Genomic DNA, 16708 nt, shown 5'->3' on the forward strand with positions numbered 1-16708 from the left:
ACCGGGATGAGATCACGGAACGAGTTGCGGGTTCAAGGTGACTGCGGCCGCCCCGATTCCGGCGCCGACAAGACCGCCGATTCCAGCGGCAGGCAGTCCGGCGATACCGGCTCCGATCGCGGCACCGATAGCGACACCGGCGACTGCTCCGATGGCAATGGACGGAGCCGCGATAACTGCCTCCGCAGCCAAGCCCGCAAGGAAGACCGGCACATCGATGATGCAGCCCGTGGTGACGCAGCCGACCATGGCGCCGATCAGAACACCGGCGGCGACCGTGCCGATGCCGATCAAGAAGCCGGCACCAGCGCCGATGACACCGCCGACCACGGCGCCCGGGATGGCGCCGACGACGGCAGCGGGGATTCCGGCTGCCGCGGCGCCGATTCCGGCACCGACCAGAGCGCCGGTGCCGACCTTGTCGGGGCCGGCGATCGGGGCGTCGATGGAAATGAGCGCCTCTGCCGGAGTCGCCACGCTCCGGAACGACACCGGGCGATTATCGACCCTGACCATATTATTCTGGTTGTCGACGGTGACGGTGTGCCCGTCGATCGTCATCGTCCGATCGTCTACGAAGGTGATGTCATGTCCGTCGTAGGACGTGGTGCGCTCGATGCCGGCCACCACCGGTGCGACCGGAGCGGCAGATGCCACATCCGCGCAGGTGACGGCAATCGCCAATGGAAGCGCACCGGTAACGAGTGCCCGGCTGAATTTTCTGGTGGCATGACGAAGAGCCACGTTCCCCCCTGAGTAACGAAGTTTCGATCGAACGCGACTATTCAATATCACCAGATTTCGACAGTCCAAAAATTGTGACGCTGCCGACTTCGGATTCGATTTGAGTTTGCTCACATCAAAAAATGGTCGCGTGGACCAGCCGCCGCAATAGGCTCGATCCCGTCGATCAGGCGTTGCTCGCCCGCGGGGAACCAGCCTCGCCACCAGTGAAAGGCTGTCAGTCGAAGAGCTCGCCCGCGCGCGTCGCGGTCAAGGCCTGCACCAGCCAGGTGTCGAGCTGAGCGAGGTCGGTGGTCTCGACAAGTCTCGCCCGATGGGCAGCCGAGAGCTCGATGCCCCTTCCAGTGAGCACAGTCAACACCGAGCGCGCCGCCTGTTCAGCCCGCCCTTGCTCGAGGCCCTGCTCCAGGCCCTGCTCGAGGCCCTGCTCACGACCTTGTTCACGCAGCCGCTGAGCCGATTCTGAACGGAAGAACGACAGATCAGTAGCCATTTGGTCCCTCCACAGCTGGGCGGCGTCGGTATGTGAAATTCCTTGTTCGACGAGTTCGGCATAGAACGCGGTCTCATCGTCGTATCCCCGCCTGCGGAACGCCACGATGATCGCCTCCAGTATCGCACCGATCTCCGGCTCCCGGGCATGCGTGATCGCGGAAAGTGCAGCCAGAGGCAGGTCGTCGAGGACCTCGGCGGGATCGGTGATCGCAGGCACGTTGTGCGGGCCCAGGACGAGCGGCTGCAGAGTGAAACTGGTCCAGCGCCGATACGTGACCGTCATCGGCTTACTCGCCCAGGTGGCGGTCTGCTTGTCATGGCATACGACCACCAACACGACCGGCAGCTCGTACTTGTTGTGCAGGAAGGTCACGTAGTACGACCACGCCGCGATCCTCGTGACATCGCTGCTCGATTGCGCCTCCACGACGAGCAGGAACGTATCCTCTGCGGTCGTGATCCGCAGGATGGTGTCGGCTCGTCGTTCGACCGGAGCCGTCTCGGTGAGATCAACCGAAATCTGTTCCACAGCAATGGGATCCGGAAATGGGAGATCGAGAACGTGGAAGGCGCGAGCGAACGCGACTGGATCATGGGTGAAGATCCCGTGCATCGCCTCGTGCGACGAGCTGACCATGCAGGAAGACTATCAATCTTCGAAACTTTGTTCGAATAGGACAAAATGCCCTTCGCGCCACCCTCGAGAGCGATGGCGGCGTGCTGGGCCGGCGGTCAAGTGCGGCAAGGCATCACGGGCGACATCGGTGTACGTCATGACTGCACCGGACTCAATCCTCGTGCGCACCGGCCGTCGCGATGGTCTCGATCGCGTCGATCAGGCGTTGCTTGCCCGCGGGTTCGATGTGCAGATCCTGGTATCGCCGGTAGGTGAGATAGCGTCCGTCGTCTGCCACGTCGAGCCAGGTCAGATACCTTGCCGGCGTTGGGCGTTCGGCGTGCAAGCCCACTCTGGACTCGATGTGTCCGGAGGCGGTGCGGCGGGTCTCGGTGAGACGGTGCATGCGGGCGGCGACGGAATCGGTGGGGCGCTGCCAGGATTCGAAGTGCGCGGCCAAGCGGTCGATGTCCTCGACGAGGTGTCCCGCCTGCCCCGCCTGCAGCTCGCCGAGGAAGGAGGCGAAGGCGCGCGCCACCATCCCGGCACTGCCGGAGAACACCTCGACACTGTTGTCGTCGTACTGCCGGATCACGACACCGCGCTCCCCGGACCGTGCCCCGTAGGCGCGCAGCCGGGGTCCGGCGTCGTCGAATACCGCCAGCGCGGTGTCGGGCCGGGCCGCGTGCCGCAGCACCGCGGTCAGGTCCGGGTCGGCGCCGGTTGGCCAGCGCTGCGCCGCGACCTGGGCGAGCGCCGCGTACCCGTCTTCAGTGTGGGCGGCCGAATGCACGGTGAGCGGAAAGGGATAGCGGTCGTCACCGGTTTCCGCCTGCCACACGTAAGCGAATTCGTCGGCGGTGAAGGTCCAGCTCACGATGCCCCCGCGCCGCCCTGGTCCTCCGCGAGGCGGGTCGCGGGTGCGTCGGCCCCGATGGCTCCGGGCACCGCGGGCTGTTCCGGCCCGAGCAGCTCGGGCTGAACTCCGCGAAGGTAGTCGGGAGCCTGGTGTTCGTCATCGTCGTCGCCTTTGCCGCCGCGCGCGCCCGGCGCACCCATCATGCCGGGCGAACCCATGCCACGCGCAGCGGATGCCGCGCCTGCCGCACCGGAAAGACCAGCGGCGGCGAGGTTTTGACCGGCGCCGACGGGCGAACGCCCGGGGACGGAACCGCCCGGACCGAGAGTGCCGCCACCGCCCGTGCCGGCCCCACCACCGGGCGATCCGGTCCCGGGCGATCCACCGGACGGGTTGGTGCCGGTGCCCGGCGTGGCCGCGGCGGGTGCCGTTGCGGCGGGATTGGTGCTCGTGGGGTCGGCGCTGTTCTGCGCCTGGGCGTCGTCGTCGCCGTTGCTGTTCCCGGTATCGGTACCCGCCGATGAGGAGTCGTCGTCGCCGTCGGTCGATTCCGGCTGCGCGGTGTCCTCGGTGGTGGTGCCGGGATCACCGGAAGTCCCTGCGTCGGCATTGTTTCCGGTTCCACCGCCGGTCGTGCCGCCGTTGTTCGACCCACCGCCACCCGTGCCGGTGCCGGTGTCGCCGCCGGTCCCCGGTTGGGTGGGCGCCACGAAGGTCGGCACATTCTCACCGGCGGGCCCATAGGTCGGCTTGTAGGTCAGGTTCATCGCCGCGATCGCCTGGAGACGGCGGTCTTCCTTCTCCCGCTCGACAGTTGCCGCATCCCCGGGAACCACCAGTTCCGCCAGGGTCGCCGGCACCGAGGTACCGACGTCGACCGCCTCGGCCGAGTTGACCGGCGCGGGCACAGCCACTTTCACCGCTTCCGCACCATAAGCCGCAGCCTTCACCCGATGCCCGACCGCGGACAGCACCGTGTACACATCCGTCGCCTCGGTGACGAACCGCCGCCCGGCGGCTTCCCCCGCCGACGCGAACTCGCCCTGCAGACTCGATGCGGCCCGCGCCGTCTGCAGCATCAGTCCGGTCACCGCACCCGAGATCTCCGTGAACATCGCGACCCACTTGTCACCGAACTGCTGCATCACACCGGGCTGCATCTGCTGCACCGCGTTGTAGATGTCCTGGTGCGAAAGTCCTTCGAAGACTTCGAAATCGGCGATGTACTTCGGATCGGTCCCCCCGTGACTCAGCGCCTCCTGCTGCCGCTCAGCCCCCGTCTGCTGCTGTCGCCCGTTGGCCGTCGGCACCAGTGGTGGTAGTCCAAATGTCGTCGAAAGAATGTCCGTCAGCGGAACCTGCGTTCCTCCCCCGTCCGCCATGGTCAGTTCTCCTTACCGATGGATTTCTCTACTACCGAAGCGATTTCCATGATGTTGGCGCACGGGTCGAGATTCTGGTTCTTGCCGAGGCTTTGGACTCGGACCCACATCAGCACCACGCCGACATTCGTCTCCATCTGTACATTGCATTCATCCGTGGCCCCGGGCGCACCCTTGCCCCACCCCGCTCGGCGGCCATTGATTGTCGTCGACTCCAGCCAGCTTCCGTTCTTCTTCAGGTTCTCTTCCCATGTGATGTTCCCCGAATCCAGGCCCAGCGCCAGCGTGTTGCCTGGGCTGTCGAAAGTGCACGTCAAGAACGTGTACTCGGCGACAAGGTCTGGCCCACGTTCCCGAGACTCCGAACGAAAACCCACGGACTCGATATCGGCGGCACTTATCCAAGTGCAGGGGTCGAAGACCACCTTCGGACGGCCCGTTGACTGGGTGTACTTGTTGTCCTGCGACGGCGGCTGCAACTTCGGATTGGTCATTGTCGGGCGTGCTGCCTGGGTCTCGGTGACACCCTCCGATGTATTCGGGGACGACGTAGCCGTGCCGGGAGTTGAACTACATGACGCGACTGTCAATGCGACCAGAAGACAACTCGCGATGGATATTCCAGTTTTCATCTCATGCCTGTCCGCTGATCGCGCTCAACGCCGACGCACTGAGCTGATCAACCTCGCCTAGGATTCCCGCAGCCTGAAGGTACCCATCGGCCATGCTCCGCGCCGCCGATGCCATCTGTTCGAGGACCTGCACAGCAGACGCTGCCTTGTCCGCGAATCCTTTCTGCAGCTGCAGAGCGGAGTTCAGAGACCCGAACCCATGGATGGTCTGCAGGTGAGCCGCATCCTTGACCCACCCATCACAAATCGCCGCGAACCGCAGATACGCCTGAGCCACTTCCCGAGCAGCATCCGGCTCCATCGTCAACTGCCCCGACGACGCCGCATTCCACAGCTGCGCCGCAGCATCCCCACCGATAGCCACTGAGCTCCCTCCCCATCGAAGCGTCAGCAGGGAGTCTAGCCCCGAACGCCCCTACCTGAAACAGCGGCCGATAGCTTCTCCCTCTGACCTGGACATCGCCCGGCCTCCTGGCCGCATACAGGCACCCCGATCACGACGAGAACGCCGCCGAATCCCACGCACGGACAGGGCGTGTCTATCCGAACATGGTGGCCACCAGCCGAATCCACTCCCCGACCGAACGGCAACAGCCACAGAACCGGGTAGCAGTCTCAGCGCCGGGGTTCGCACGGTTCACGCCTTGACACGATCACGACGCGTAGCCAGGATCATCGTGACTTCCCAAGGTGGGGCCGAACAACGCAGAGTGGGGGCTCGAATTGCCAGCGAACAACATTGGGTACGACACAATCGCCCGAATCAAATTCCGCCGTAGTGGTTCACCATGACAGGCGGATTCTACAATCATTACGATGATCCCGATGAGTTCTGGGACGACGAACCACTAGTGCCAAAGATGTCGACGGCAGCTCAAACTATGCCAGAACGACCGCAACGGGCCGCAACTAGCAAATCAATTCCGGACCAGTTCGCGCAAATACCGACAGCGCCGTCAAATGAGTCTCTCAGCATGCCTGAAATGCCGAGAGTCGGATCTTCATTCGTCTCGATGCAGCTTGATTCCGGATGCCTTCCAGTCCGTATATCGCTGAGTCCACGCTGGAGTAGGTACGTTGCCGCCGATGAGGTTGGCTATCAGCTTATGGCCGCCTACTGGGCAAAAGACGGAGATAAATCCGATTGGACGATTAGCCAATGAGAACAACATGGTGGACCATCAGCGGTGCTGCCATATTTGCTCTGGCGACTGGATGCTCCGCACCGGCCCCAACGGACAACAAACCGACTCAGGCTCAACCAGTTGTCACGCAGGCAGAGCTGTGCGACGCGCTGAGCAAGTTCTTCACGACCGAATTGCATGCACCCGAAGGGAAGACCGTTCCACTCTTCCCCGCTGATCTCTCGGGAGAAGCCGCTCGCGGGGGCAGCGGGATGTGTGAAATCGAGCAGGGACAGAATATAGTCGTTTCGTACTCAGCGCGGCACGCCCCGAGCGATCCAGACCCGACCGACGGGCGTCATGGATACGAAAAGAAGTCGGAACTAGGCGATGCAGTGTGGATTTATGACCTGCGATCAGATCCGCGGAATCCGTCGAGCATCGTAAGATTTGCAACGCGAATCAACAATTGGAATGCGACTCTCGAAATTCGGGAGAACGAGGTCAGCACGCAGAGCGGCACCCTGCGTCTTACCACGGACGATCAGCGCAGGTCTGTCCGATTCCTCACCGAAATGACGACAAAGCTTGCAGTTGATCGGCAGCCGATCCGGTAGCCAGTCCGATCAACAGCGCGAAGCAAAGCTGCCCAGGTCGAAATCGAGCGGTTGACGCAGGCCGCAGCTCGGGGAAACCGAATCGGAGGTCCGAAGCTGCGGCTATGCGAAGCGGCGCAGTCCGAATGCCGGAGGAGGCATCCAGGTGACCTACCGCAATGAGTTGACTGGCGCCTTGTCCGACGCACAACCCGCCGTCACCGACGAGCGGTTGGCAGCGGTCGAGCAGCTAGCCCGGTTCATCGACCATCGTGCTGCGCCGGCTCGACTGCTCGAGATGCTCGGCGACCAGAATGTCACGGTGATGGTCGATGCAGCGGAATCGCTGGCACGGCGGGGCGGGCGCAGCGGCCTGCGTGCTGTCATCGAGGAGCTTGACCGCGGCGGAGAGCCGCGGTCTCTCGACCATTCTGCGGTGGACCTAGGCGGCGATGCCGAGGCCGAGTGCTACCGCGACCGGCAGCAGGTACAGCACCGGGAAGGCGACGGTCTTGTACGAGCGTGCGCGCAGGACGGTCACCACCGCACCCGCGAAGTACAGGATCAGGCCGATGGCTGCGGCCACGCCGATGGCTGGAATCCACAGGCCGACGATCAGGCCGATCGACCCTGCCGCCTTGGCGAGACCCAGCGGCGTCCACCAGGTCTGCGGCACACCATATTCCACCAGCGGGTCGACCACGAACGCCGCGCGGCGCAGCAGCGAGAAGGCCGAGAAGCCGACCCAGAGTGCGGCGACGACGGTGACGATGACATAGGCGGTGTTCATGGCGAGCCTCCTTCGGCAGCCGCGCTGTTCGCGGCGTCTATCGAGGTGACGACACAGCCTTGCCGAGTGTGACATCGCGGCCCGCGACAACAGAACGGCCCCGCACCGTGCGAACGATGCGGGGCCGGTTCCGGTGGAACGACTACTTGCCGCCCTGGCTGGCGACCGCGGCCGCGCCAGCCGCCGCGGCCTCGGGGTCGAGGTACTCGGCGGGCTTCACCGGGCGCAGGTTCTCGTCGAGTTCGTAGCGCAGCGGAATGCCGGTGGGGATGTTCAGGCTGGAGATGTCCTCGTCGGAGATGTTGTCGAGGTGCTTGACCAGCGCGCGCAGGGAGTTGCCGTGGGCGGCGACCAGGACGGTCTTGCCGGTGCGCAGTTCCTGGGAGATGGTGTTTTCCCAGTAGGGGATCATCCGGGCGACGACGTCCTTGAGGCACTCGGTCTTGGGGACCTCGATGCCCGCGTAGCGCGGGTCGCCTTCCTGGCTGTACTCGTTGTCGTCGGCGATCGGCGGCGGCGGGGTGTCGTAGCTGCGGCGCCACAGCATGAACTGGTCCTGGCCGTACTGCTCGCGGACCTGCTCCTTGTTCTTGCCCTGCAGGTCGCCGTAGTGGCGCTCGTTGAGGCGCCAGTCGCGGATGACCGGGATCCACAGCCGGTCGGCGGCGTCGAGCGCGTTGTTGGCGGTGCTGATCGCGCGACGCAGCAGCGAGGTGTAGACGATGTCGGGCAGAACGTCGTGCTCGGCGAGCAACTCGCCGGCCCGCTTGCCCTCGGCGATGCCCTTGTCGGTCAGGTGCACATCCACCCAGCCGGTGAACAAGTTGAGGGCATTCCATTCGCTCTCGCCGTGGCGCAGCAGCACGAGGGTGTAGGTCATGGGGCCATTCTGGCATTATCCGCATCCGCTTCCACGGCGAGGACCCCCGCGCCGACGAGGGTCGCGCCGTCGGCCAAGTCCGACAGCTCCACCGTGAGCCCGTCGAGAAACTCCAGCCGCGCATGCCGGGCGACGGCGGCCTGCAACGGCTCCCACAGCGGCGCGCCCGAGTGCGCGAAGCCGCCGCTGATCACCACCCGGTCCACATCGAGCAGGGCCGCGGCGGCGGAAATCGCCTGTCCGAGTGCGGTTCCCGCCCGCGCCATCGCGGCCGTCGCCACCGGGTCACCGCGGTGCGCCGACGCGGCGAGCTCGGCGCCGGTGTCACCGGTCCACCCCTGCTCGCGCGCCCAGCGCACCGCCGACATCCCACCGGCGACGGCTTCGACGCACCCGAAGCCACCGCAACTGCACGGGGTGTCATCACCCGGCACGACGAGGTGCCCGATGTGCCCGCCGTTGCCGGTGCGCCCGGCCAGCACTCGCCCGTCGGCGATGATCCCGCCGCCGACGCCGGAGGACACCGTCAGCGCCAGCCCGTTGGCCACCCCACGCAGCCCGCCGACCCGATGTTCGGCCAGCACCAGGCACGCGCCGTCGATCGCGAACCGCACCGCGGCCGCCGGGAACAGCGCCTGCACGTGCGCGACGATCGCGAACCCGTCGCGCCACCGCGGCAGGTTCAACGGCCTGGTCACCCCGGCGGGCACGTCGACCGGTCCGGCCGAGCCGATGCCGACCGCGGTCACCGGTATGTCGCCCGCCACAGCGAGCAGGAGTTCCCGGCAGACCGCCCACGGATCGTCGGCAGCGGTGGCCGCCCGGCGCACCTCGCGCAGCGTGTAGTCCGGATCGACCAGTCCCGCAGCGAATTTCGTCGCTCCGATGTCCAGTGCCAGTGCCGTCATCGCCCTCCTGTCCACCTGGTGTGTATCCACATCGTCGTCGCGACACGACGAGGCGCTTCGGCGGCCGGTCGATGTGAATGATCACAGCATGTGGCACGCGACACTTTGACTACTGGTCGGTACAAATAGACCCAATTCGTTAGATACTTCAACGCGGGTCGGGTCTAGTCAGTTGGGCAGCACTACTTTGATGAAGGATAGCTGTGTCGAAAATCGTTGTACTGGCGTTGAGCCTGCTCTGTGTGGGCTTCCTCGCCGCACCGGCGGGTGCCAACCCGTTGTACCCGACTCCGGATCCGGATCCGTTCTTCACGGCACCGAGTGACATCGGTGCGCTCGCGCCGGGCGATGTCGTGCGCACACGCCGGATCGACACCATGCTCTACCCCGGTACCGAGGGCTGGCAGGTCGCCTTCCGCTCCACCAACTCGGCCGGCAACGCGATCATGGGCGTCACCACCGTGCTGATGCCGATCGGCGTGAAGAACCCGCCGCTGGTCTCCTACCAGGCGCTGATCAATTCCATCGGCACCCGGTGCAATCCGTCGCAGTCGCTGTTCAACGGTGAATTGCAGGACGCGCCGGGCGCGATGCTGCCGATCGGGCGCGGCTGGGCGGTCTCGGTGCCCGACTACCTCGGCCCCACCGTCGCCTACGGTGCGGCGAAGATGAGCGGCATGGTCACCCTGGACAGCGTGCGGGCCGTGCAGAAGGTCGCCGAGCTAGGCCTCGGTACGTCGCCGGTCGCGCTGGCCGGGTACTCCGGTGGCGGCATGGCCACCGCGTGGGCCGGTGCGCTGCAGCCGACCTACGCGCCGGAGATGAAGCTCGCCGCCGTCGTCTCCGGTGGTATCCCCGCCGACCTCGAATTGATGGCCGACGCCCTCGGTTTCGCGCCGCATCCCGGCTTCGGTCTGGCCTTCGCGGCCGCCATGGGCATCGAGCGCGAGTACCCCGAGCAGGTGCCGGTTTCGGATTCGCTCAACGAGAACGGCCTGTGGTTCCGTGAGTTCACCAAGGACGCGTGCCGCCGCTTCCTGCTCTTCCACGGCATCTTCCGCAACGCCGAGCAGATGGCCGCCTCCAAGGACCTGATGTCCAGCCAGGTCGCGCGCGGCGTGCTGCGGGAGAACAGCCTGGTCCACTTCCAGGGCGCGCCCACCGCACCCACCTACATCTGGCAGGGCAAGTACGACACGCTCACCCCGTACGGTCCGGTGGCCGAGTCGGTCGCCCACTTCTGTGCCAAGGGTGCGCCGGTCCAGCTCACCACGATCGAGATCTCCGAGCACATGACGGCGGCCGCCGCGGGCTTCGTCGATGCCTGGAACTACGTCGAGTCCCGCTTCCGCAACGAACCGGTCCCGACGAACTGCTGAGGTGACACGGTGCTGGGCGACCCCTCGCCCAGCACCACGTCAGACCTGGTCGGACTCGTCGATCAGGTGCTCGAAGGCGCGCAGGTTCTTGAGGGATTCGCCGCGGGCGACGCGCCATTTCCATTCCTTGCGGATGGATTCGGCGAAGCCCAGTTCGAGCAGCATGTTGAAGTCGGTGTCGACGGCTTCCAGGATCTGGCCGAAGATGCGGTCGAGTTCGTCGGGGGTGACCGACTCGGCGGACATCCGGCCGACAAGGTAGATGTCGCCGACATTGTCGAGGGTGTAGGCCACGGCGAAGAGACGGCGGTTGCGGCGCAGCAGGTACTTGTAGACGCCTTCGAAGTTCTCGTCGGGCTTGCGGCAGACGAACGATTCGATGCGCACGCCGTGCTTGCCGACGGTCAGCATCACCGTGGTCTTGAGCTTGCGTTCGCCGGGCAGGACGACGATGAAGGTGTCGTCGCTATGGCGGGTGTATTCGATCTCGCGATCACGCAGCGTCTCGTCGATCACCTGCGATACGGCGCTCACCTGCGTACTCCCGTCCGGCGCCGCCACAGCGCCCGCGATCTGGCCTGGCTGGTCTCGCCCGCGTGCAAGGCGATCCGGCCGCGTTCGGCGCGGAATCCGGCCATCGCGGCAGCGTAGCTGTCGAGCAGGCCCTCGGCGGTGTGCGCCCAGGAGAACCGGCTCGCGTGGTCGACGGCGGTGGCACTCATCCGCGCCAGCCGGTCCGGGTCGTCGAGGAGGGCGGCGAGGGCGTCGGCCCAGTCGGGGGTGCGGTGACCCGGTACGAGCAGCCCGGATTCGCGGTGCCGGACGGCGGTGCCGAGACCGCCCACGTCGGCGGCGAGCACCGGGGTGCCACTGGCCTGCGCCTCGATGGCGACCAGTCCGAAGGATTCGTTGTAGCTGGGCACGGCGACGACGTCGGCCGCGCGATAGACCTGGACGAGCCGGTCGGCGGGCTGCGGCGGCAGGAAGGTGACCTGCTCGGTGATGCCGAGGTCGGCGGCCAGCTCGATGAGCGCGTCGGGCCGGGCCAGGCCACTGCCGGACGGTCCGCCCACGATCAGCACCCGCAGCTTGCGGCGGGGATCGCGGTGGATCAGGTCCGCGGCGGCCCGCACCAGCACGTCGGGCGCCTTGAGCGGCTGGATGCGGCCGACGAAGGCGACGACCTGCTCGTCGGGGCGCAGGCCGAGCTCCGCGCGGGCCGCGAGCTTGTCGCCGGGACGGTATCGGGACAGGTCGGCGCCCGGCGGCACCACATCGATGCGATCGAGCGAGGCGCCGTACAGGTCGACGAGCTGACGGGCTTCGTCACCGGTGTTGCCGACGAGCCGATCGGCCTCGGCGATCACCTGCTTCTCCCCGATCACCCTGGTCTCGGGTTCGGGAGCGTCGCCCTCGGCGAGCGCGGCGTTCTTCACCGCGGCCAGCGTGTGCGCGGTGTGCACCAGCGGCACCCGCCAGCGGTCGCGGGCCAGCCAGCCGACCTGGCCGGAGAGCCAGTAGTGCGAATGCACGAGGTCATAGTGGCCGGGCAGGTGGCGCGCCTCCTGGCGCAGCACCTCGGCGGTGAACGGACACAGCTGGGTGGGCAGCTCGTTCTTGTCCAGACCCTCGAACGGTCCGGCGACGACGTGACGGACCAGCACACCCGGCCCCGCCTCGGCCACCGGCGGCAGATCCGACGACGTCGCCCGGGTGAAGATCTCCACCTCGGTGCCGCGTTTGGCGAGCTCGAGCGCGGTCTGCAGCACGTAGACGTTCATGCCGCCCGCATCGCCGGTTCCGGGCTGCGCCAGCGGTGACGTATGCACCGAGAGCACCGCGATGCGGTGGGGCAAAAGATCCGGACGACGCTGACTCACACCCTCCAGTGTGCACGCCGCGACGCCGCCACCGACATCCCTACCGGGATCGGTGACGGTCGTCACAGAGTATTCGTGAGTGAGTTCACGAGGTGGTCGACACCGAGCCTGCCCGATCGGCGCCGCCGCCGCGAGCGGTTTTTCGCCGTCACGTTCACCGCGCCAGCGCCGCCTCGAAGACCGGCCACGACTTGTGCAGGTCCTGCTCCCAGTACCCCCACGAGTGGGTGCCGTCGGGCCGCAGATCCACGGTCGCGGGAATGCCGAGCGACTGCAGCCGATCGCGCAGCTGCTGGGTGCACAGGTTGGTGACGGCTTCCAGCGTGGCGCCGAAGAGCAGCTGAAAGGTCGACTGCACCGGGTCGCCCTCGGTGGCGATGGTGTCGAACGGGCCGGGAACCCCGGTGCCGGAGGAGATGTAGACATCTGTGCCGCGCAACGCTTCCGCGTGCAGATAGGGGTCGTTGGCCGACCACTCGGGATCGGTGGGCGGGCCCCACATATTGGCGGCATTGCCGAGTCTGCTGCCGACCACCGTGCGGACGATCGCCTGTCCCCTGGCGTCACTGGTGCGCACGCACCCGCTGTAGGACCCGATGGCCCGGTACAGCCCCGGCGCGGCGAGCGCGAGCTGGAACACCGAGGTCCCCGCCATCGACAGCCCCGCAATGGCATTGGCGCCGGTGCCGCCGAACGCGGCGTCGATCACCGGCGGCAGTTCCTTGGTGAGGAAGGTGGTCCAGCGCGGCTTGCCGAGCACGGGATCGTCGGCCCGCCAGTCGGCGAAGTAGCTGCCCGCCCCGCCGAACGGGATCACCACATTGACCTGCTTGTCCTTGAAGAACTCGACCACATCGGTGCGATCGAGCCAGTTGCCGTCACTGCCGCCGCCGACTCCGTTGAGCAGATACAGCGTCGGCGCGGGCGCGTCCGGGTCGGCGGCCCGCAGCACGCGCACCCGGGTGACGGTGTCCATCGCCGGCGAGTACACCCCCACATCGATCGTGTGATCGGCCTCCGTCCGCTGATCCTCGATTCGCGCCTGCTCGGCCCCCACCGCGGGCGACGCCATCCCCACACCCGCCAGCACGGCGAGCACGACCACAACCATCCGAGCGCCCACTGCCCGACCAAACATCATCGAACTCCGATCTCGACGCCGAACCCTTCCTGCCGCGATCAAACGGCATTCCCGAACGCTACACACGGATTCGCGAAAATATTGTGACGATTACCAGAAGATTTTCCACGGCCCTGTGCAAACAAACTCACTAGGCCTCGAGCACAATCACATTCTTATCACATCGGCGTTCACGACGAGCGGATCAGCCTGGCCACGGCAGTGCAGAAAGGGGGCTTTACCTGCGCAAATGGCAACCCCAGCTACCATCGGATTACCTGGTGCCGCATGCTCATGATGAGCACCACGCGGTCCGAATTGCCATCGATTCGCCACTGAAATGCTTCGCCGAAACTGCGATCCAACAGCGCTCGAGCCGCGCACCTAGATCAATTCAATCCGACCGGTCACCGCGTATTGCCGCTGCCGTCACACGTCGGCACGCCGGCCGACGACCGGGATCGCGCCCGCTGTCAGCTCAGCGCAACGCCCCGGCGAACAGCGGCCAGGAGCGGTGCAGGTCGTCGTTCCAGTAGCCCCAGGAGTGGGTGCCGTCGGGGCGCAGGTCGACGGTGGCGGGGATGCCCAGTTCGCCGAAGCGGACGGCCAGCTGCCGGGTGCACAGGCCGGTGACCGCGTCGAGCGCGCCACCGACAAGGAGCTGGTCGAGCAGTTTCGCGGTGTCGCCACCGATGCCGGGGCCGTCGATGGTGTCCAGCGAGCCGGGCAGGCCGGTACCGGAGGCCACGTAGATGGCCAGGCCGCGGAGGCGATCGGCGTGCAGGAAGGGGTCGTTGGCGGCCCAGAGCGGGTCGCCGGGTTGGCCCCACATGTTCACCGGGTCGCCGTTCTGGCCGGAAACGACGGTGTTGACGATGGCATGTCCCTGCGGACCGCTGGTGGAGACGCAGCCGCTGTAGCTGCCCACGGCGCGGTAGAGGTGCGGCGCGGCGAGCGCGAGCTGGAAGGCCGCGGTGCCCGCCATGGAGACGCCCGCGACGGCATTGGCGCCGGTGCCGTGGAATTCGGCGTCGATCAGGCGGGGTAGTTCGCGGGTGAGGAAGGTCGTCCAGCGCTGGCGGCCGAGGACCGGATCGTCGGCTCGCCAGTCAGCGTAGTAGCTGCCCGCGCCGCCGATCGGCATCACCACGGTGACCTGTTTGTCCGCGAAGAAGTGCGCGGCGTCGGTGCGGGTCAGCCAGTTTCCGCCGTCGCGCCAGTCACCGGTCGGGCTGCCGCCGTCGACACCGTTGAGCAGGTAGAGCACCGGCGCGGGCGCCGCGCGGTCGGACGCGGGCAGGACCGCCACGTGCACCGATCGGCCCATCGCCGCCGAATGCACGACCAGGTCGACGACCCGACCCTGACCCGGAGTCACCGAGACCAGCCGGGCGGCATCGGTCACCCGCGGATCGGGCGGCGCCGCGCCCGCCACCGCCTGCGCACCGAGGAGGCACGCCGCCAGAAGAAGCCCACAACGCGCCACGACGCCCATGCGTCACCTCCATGCCCGGCCGGAAACGAGACCGTGTGATAGAGGGTAGGCATCACACCACGACCACACCCCGATTTCTGAAACATCAATAGTTCACAGAGATTTGGGGGTGGGCGCGGCGGAACTCAGTCCAGCGCGTCGACGAACGCGCTGACCTCGGCGAAGAAGCGCGGACGATCCTCGATGAACAGCCCGTGCTGCGCGCCCTCCCACAGCGAGATGCGAGCGTCAGGGGCATTGTCGGCGATGTACTGCCCGTTGGCGGCGGGCACGACCGGATCCTCCGTGCCGTGCAGGACCAGGACCGGGATGTCGAGCGCGCGCAGGGTTTCGGTGTTGTCGATGGTCCGGTAGAACAGCGCCTTGCGGACCGACGGCGTGGTGGCGAGGCTGGTGCCGAACAGGCGCTGGGCATCGACGCCCTTGTCCGCGCCGGGACCGGTATTGGCATTGCCGAACACCGAGAATCCGCGCACCGCCCGGCCGGCGGCCTCGTCGAAGACGCCAGGGATGGCCTTCTCCATGGCCGGCCCCGGCGCCGCACCCGGCACATTCGGGCCGATATTGGCGGGCGCGCCACAGTAGATGGCGGCGGCGACGGCCGAGCTACCGTGCGTGGCCAGGTAGTCGGTGGCCACGATGCCGCCGTAGGACCAGCCGAGCAGCACCGCCCTCGACTCGATGCCCTCGGCCGCCAGCACCGCGGCGACATCGGCACCCCACGCCTTCGGATCGTCGTAGCCCGCGCCGGGATCGTCGGAGTAACCGTGCCCGCGCAGGTCGACGGCGAGCACGCGATACCGCTGCGCCAGATCGTCGGCGGCCCCGCCCCAGCAGCGCAGATTGCCCGCCCAGCCGTGCAGCAGCACCAGGGGCCTGCCGGTCTCCGGGCCGCTCACCCGGTAGACGATCCTCGTTCCATCGGCACTGACCGCATCGCGAATAGCCATGCCGACAGGCTAACGCCGGTCCACATCACGGTGATCCGAGCCATGGCGACAGCGAATCCGCGGCGAATAGGATCACTGTCCATGAGCACTCGCACCGCCGTCGTCACCGGAGCCAGCTCGGGAATCGGTGAAGCCACCGCCCGGGAACTCGCGAAGCAGGGCTACCACGTCTACGTGGGCGCCCGGCGGTTCGACCGGGTGCAGCGGCTGGCCGAGGAGATCGGCGGCACCGCGGTCGAACTCGACGTCACCTCCGAGGAGTCGGTGCGCGCGTTCACCGAGGCGATCGACCGGGTCGACGTGCTGGTCAACAACGCGGGCGGCGCGAAGGGCCTGGCCTCGGTCGCCGAGGCCGACCTCGACGACTGGCGCTGGATGTGGGAGACCAACGTGCTGGGCACCCTGCGCCTGACCAAGGCGCTGCTGCCGAAACTGATCGCCTCCGGCGACGGCCTGATCGTCACCATCACCTCCATCGCCGCCTTCCACGCCTACCCGAACGGCTCGGGCTACACCTCCGCCAAGCACGCCCAGGCCGTGCTGCACCGCACCCTGCGCGACGAGCTGCTGGGTCAGCCGGTCCGCCTGACCGAGATCGCGCCGGGCGCGGTGGAGACCGAGTTCTCCCTGGTCCGCTTCGACGGTGACGCCGAGCGCGCCGCCAAGGTCTACCAGGGCATCGACCCGCTCTACGCCCAGGACATCGCCGAGATCGTCGGCTTCGTCGCCAGCAGGCCGCCGCACGTGAACCTCGACACCATCGTCGTCAAGCCCCGTGACCAGGCAGGTCCCGGCAGCTTCGCGCGACGCTCCTGACCTGCGCCGTTCAATCCCCGGACCAGGCAACCGAATCCGGGG

18 protein-coding genes are annotated in these 16708 nt (G+C 66.9%); 3 read left to right on the top strand and 15 right to left on the bottom strand.

Annotation, left to right across the window (positions count from 1 at the left end; all coding sequences use genetic code 11):
- Positions 1 to 12 precede the first annotated feature (12 nt).
- The 6 genes from ACFVAV_RS03215 to ACFVAV_RS03240 form a co-directional block, all read right to left on the bottom strand.
- Positions 13 to 858, bottom strand: coding sequence for a hypothetical protein (locus ACFVAV_RS03215; RefSeq protein ID WP_379029047.1), 846 nt, complete (start codon positions 856 to 858; stop codon positions 13 to 15).
- Positions 859 to 961: 103 nt separating this feature from the next.
- Entirely contained in the window at positions 962 to 1876 is a 915-nt protein-coding gene (locus ACFVAV_RS03220; RefSeq protein ID WP_379029050.1) for a hypothetical protein, read from the bottom strand.
- Between the two features lie 151 nt (positions 1877 to 2027).
- Positions 2028 to 2732 (bottom strand): hypothetical protein, encoded by a 705-nt coding sequence (locus tag ACFVAV_RS03225; protein WP_379029053.1) that lies wholly within the window; start codon positions 2730 to 2732, stop codon positions 2028 to 2030.
- A complete protein-coding gene (locus ACFVAV_RS03230; RefSeq protein WP_379029056.1) occupies positions 2729 to 4096 on the bottom strand; it encodes a hypothetical protein in 1368 nt (455 codons plus the stop codon). The genes ACFVAV_RS03225 and ACFVAV_RS03230 overlap by 4 nt, the downstream gene beginning before the upstream one ends.
- A gap of 2 nt (positions 4097 to 4098) precedes the next feature.
- Complete coding sequence (locus ACFVAV_RS03235) at positions 4099 to 4728, bottom strand: DUF3558 domain-containing protein (protein ID WP_379029058.1); 630 nt, start codon at positions 4726 to 4728, stop codon at positions 4099 to 4101.
- Between the two features lies 1 nt (position 4729).
- Positions 4730 to 5092: a hypothetical protein gene (locus tag ACFVAV_RS03240; protein ID WP_379029061.1), complete on the bottom strand. Its 363-nt coding sequence runs from the start codon at positions 5090 to 5092 to the stop codon at positions 4730 to 4732.
- 795 nt (positions 5093 to 5887) lie between these two features.
- On the opposite strand from ACFVAV_RS03240, the gene ACFVAV_RS03245 reads away from it, so the two are divergent.
- On the top strand, positions 5888 to 6469 hold the full coding sequence (locus tag ACFVAV_RS03245) for a hypothetical protein (protein ID WP_379029064.1): 582 nt from the start codon (positions 5888 to 5890) through the stop codon (positions 6467 to 6469).
- A 229-nt stretch (positions 6470 to 6698) separates the two neighbouring features.
- Here ACFVAV_RS03245 and ACFVAV_RS03250 read toward each other — a convergent pair whose 3' ends face one another.
- The 4 genes from ACFVAV_RS03250 to ACFVAV_RS03265 form a co-directional block, all read right to left on the bottom strand.
- Positions 6699 to 6878: a hypothetical protein gene (locus tag ACFVAV_RS03250; RefSeq protein WP_379029067.1), complete on the bottom strand. Its 180-nt coding sequence runs from the start codon at positions 6876 to 6878 to the stop codon at positions 6699 to 6701.
- Between the two features lie 12 nt (positions 6879 to 6890).
- Positions 6891 to 7238, bottom strand: a complete 348-nt coding sequence (locus ACFVAV_RS03255) for a DoxX family protein (RefSeq protein WP_379029070.1) — start codon at positions 7236 to 7238, stop codon at positions 6891 to 6893.
- A 142-nt stretch (positions 7239 to 7380) separates the two neighbouring features.
- A complete protein-coding gene (locus ACFVAV_RS03260) occupies positions 7381 to 8118 on the bottom strand; it encodes a phosphoglyceromutase (protein WP_379029073.1) in 738 nt (245 codons plus the stop codon).
- Positions 8115 to 9026: an ROK family protein gene (locus ACFVAV_RS03265; RefSeq protein ID WP_379029076.1), complete on the bottom strand. Its 912-nt coding sequence runs from the start codon at positions 9024 to 9026 to the stop codon at positions 8115 to 8117. The genes ACFVAV_RS03260 and ACFVAV_RS03265 overlap by 4 nt, the downstream gene beginning before the upstream one ends.
- A 203-nt stretch (positions 9027 to 9229) precedes the next feature.
- On the opposite strand from ACFVAV_RS03265, the gene ACFVAV_RS03270 reads away from it, so the two are divergent.
- Positions 9230 to 10405 (top strand): lipase family protein, encoded by a 1176-nt coding sequence (locus ACFVAV_RS03270; RefSeq protein WP_379029079.1) that lies wholly within the window; start codon positions 9230 to 9232, stop codon positions 10403 to 10405.
- Between the two features lie 39 nt (positions 10406 to 10444).
- Here ACFVAV_RS03270 and ACFVAV_RS03275 read toward each other — a convergent pair whose 3' ends face one another.
- From ACFVAV_RS03275 to ACFVAV_RS03295, 5 genes are all read right to left on the bottom strand, one after another.
- Positions 10445 to 10939, bottom strand: coding sequence for a YbjN domain-containing protein (locus ACFVAV_RS03275; RefSeq protein ID WP_379029081.1), 495 nt, complete (start codon positions 10937 to 10939; stop codon positions 10445 to 10447).
- Positions 10936 to 12294, bottom strand: a complete 1359-nt coding sequence (gene mshA, locus ACFVAV_RS03280; protein WP_379029949.1) for a D-inositol-3-phosphate glycosyltransferase — start codon at positions 12292 to 12294, stop codon at positions 10936 to 10938. The genes ACFVAV_RS03275 and mshA overlap by 4 nt, the downstream gene beginning before the upstream one ends.
- Before the next feature lie 145 nt (positions 12295 to 12439).
- On the bottom strand, positions 12440 to 13396 hold the full coding sequence (locus ACFVAV_RS03285) for an alpha/beta hydrolase (protein WP_379029084.1): 957 nt from the start codon (positions 13394 to 13396) through the stop codon (positions 12440 to 12442).
- Between the two features lie 487 nt (positions 13397 to 13883).
- Positions 13884 to 14900 (bottom strand): alpha/beta hydrolase, encoded by a 1017-nt coding sequence (locus tag ACFVAV_RS03290; protein ID WP_379029087.1) that lies wholly within the window; start codon positions 14898 to 14900, stop codon positions 13884 to 13886.
- A gap of 125 nt (positions 14901 to 15025) precedes the next feature.
- A complete protein-coding gene (locus ACFVAV_RS03295; RefSeq protein WP_379029091.1) occupies positions 15026 to 15850 on the bottom strand; it encodes an alpha/beta fold hydrolase in 825 nt (274 codons plus the stop codon).
- Positions 15851 to 15931: 81 nt separating this feature from the next.
- Here ACFVAV_RS03295 and ACFVAV_RS03300 point away from each other — a divergent pair, with 81 nt between their 5' ends.
- Positions 15932 to 16666 carry an SDR family NAD(P)-dependent oxidoreductase gene (locus ACFVAV_RS03300; protein ID WP_379029094.1) on the top strand — a complete coding sequence of 245 codons (735 nt, stop codon included), beginning with the start codon at positions 15932 to 15934 and terminating at the stop codon, positions 16664 to 16666.
- Positions 16667 to 16708: the final 42 nt, after the last annotated feature.

Origin of the sequence: Nocardia sp. NPDC057663, from assembly GCF_042799895.1 — a bacterium.
Classification (GTDB): Bacteria; Actinomycetota; Actinomycetes; order Mycobacteriales; family Mycobacteriaceae; genus Nocardia.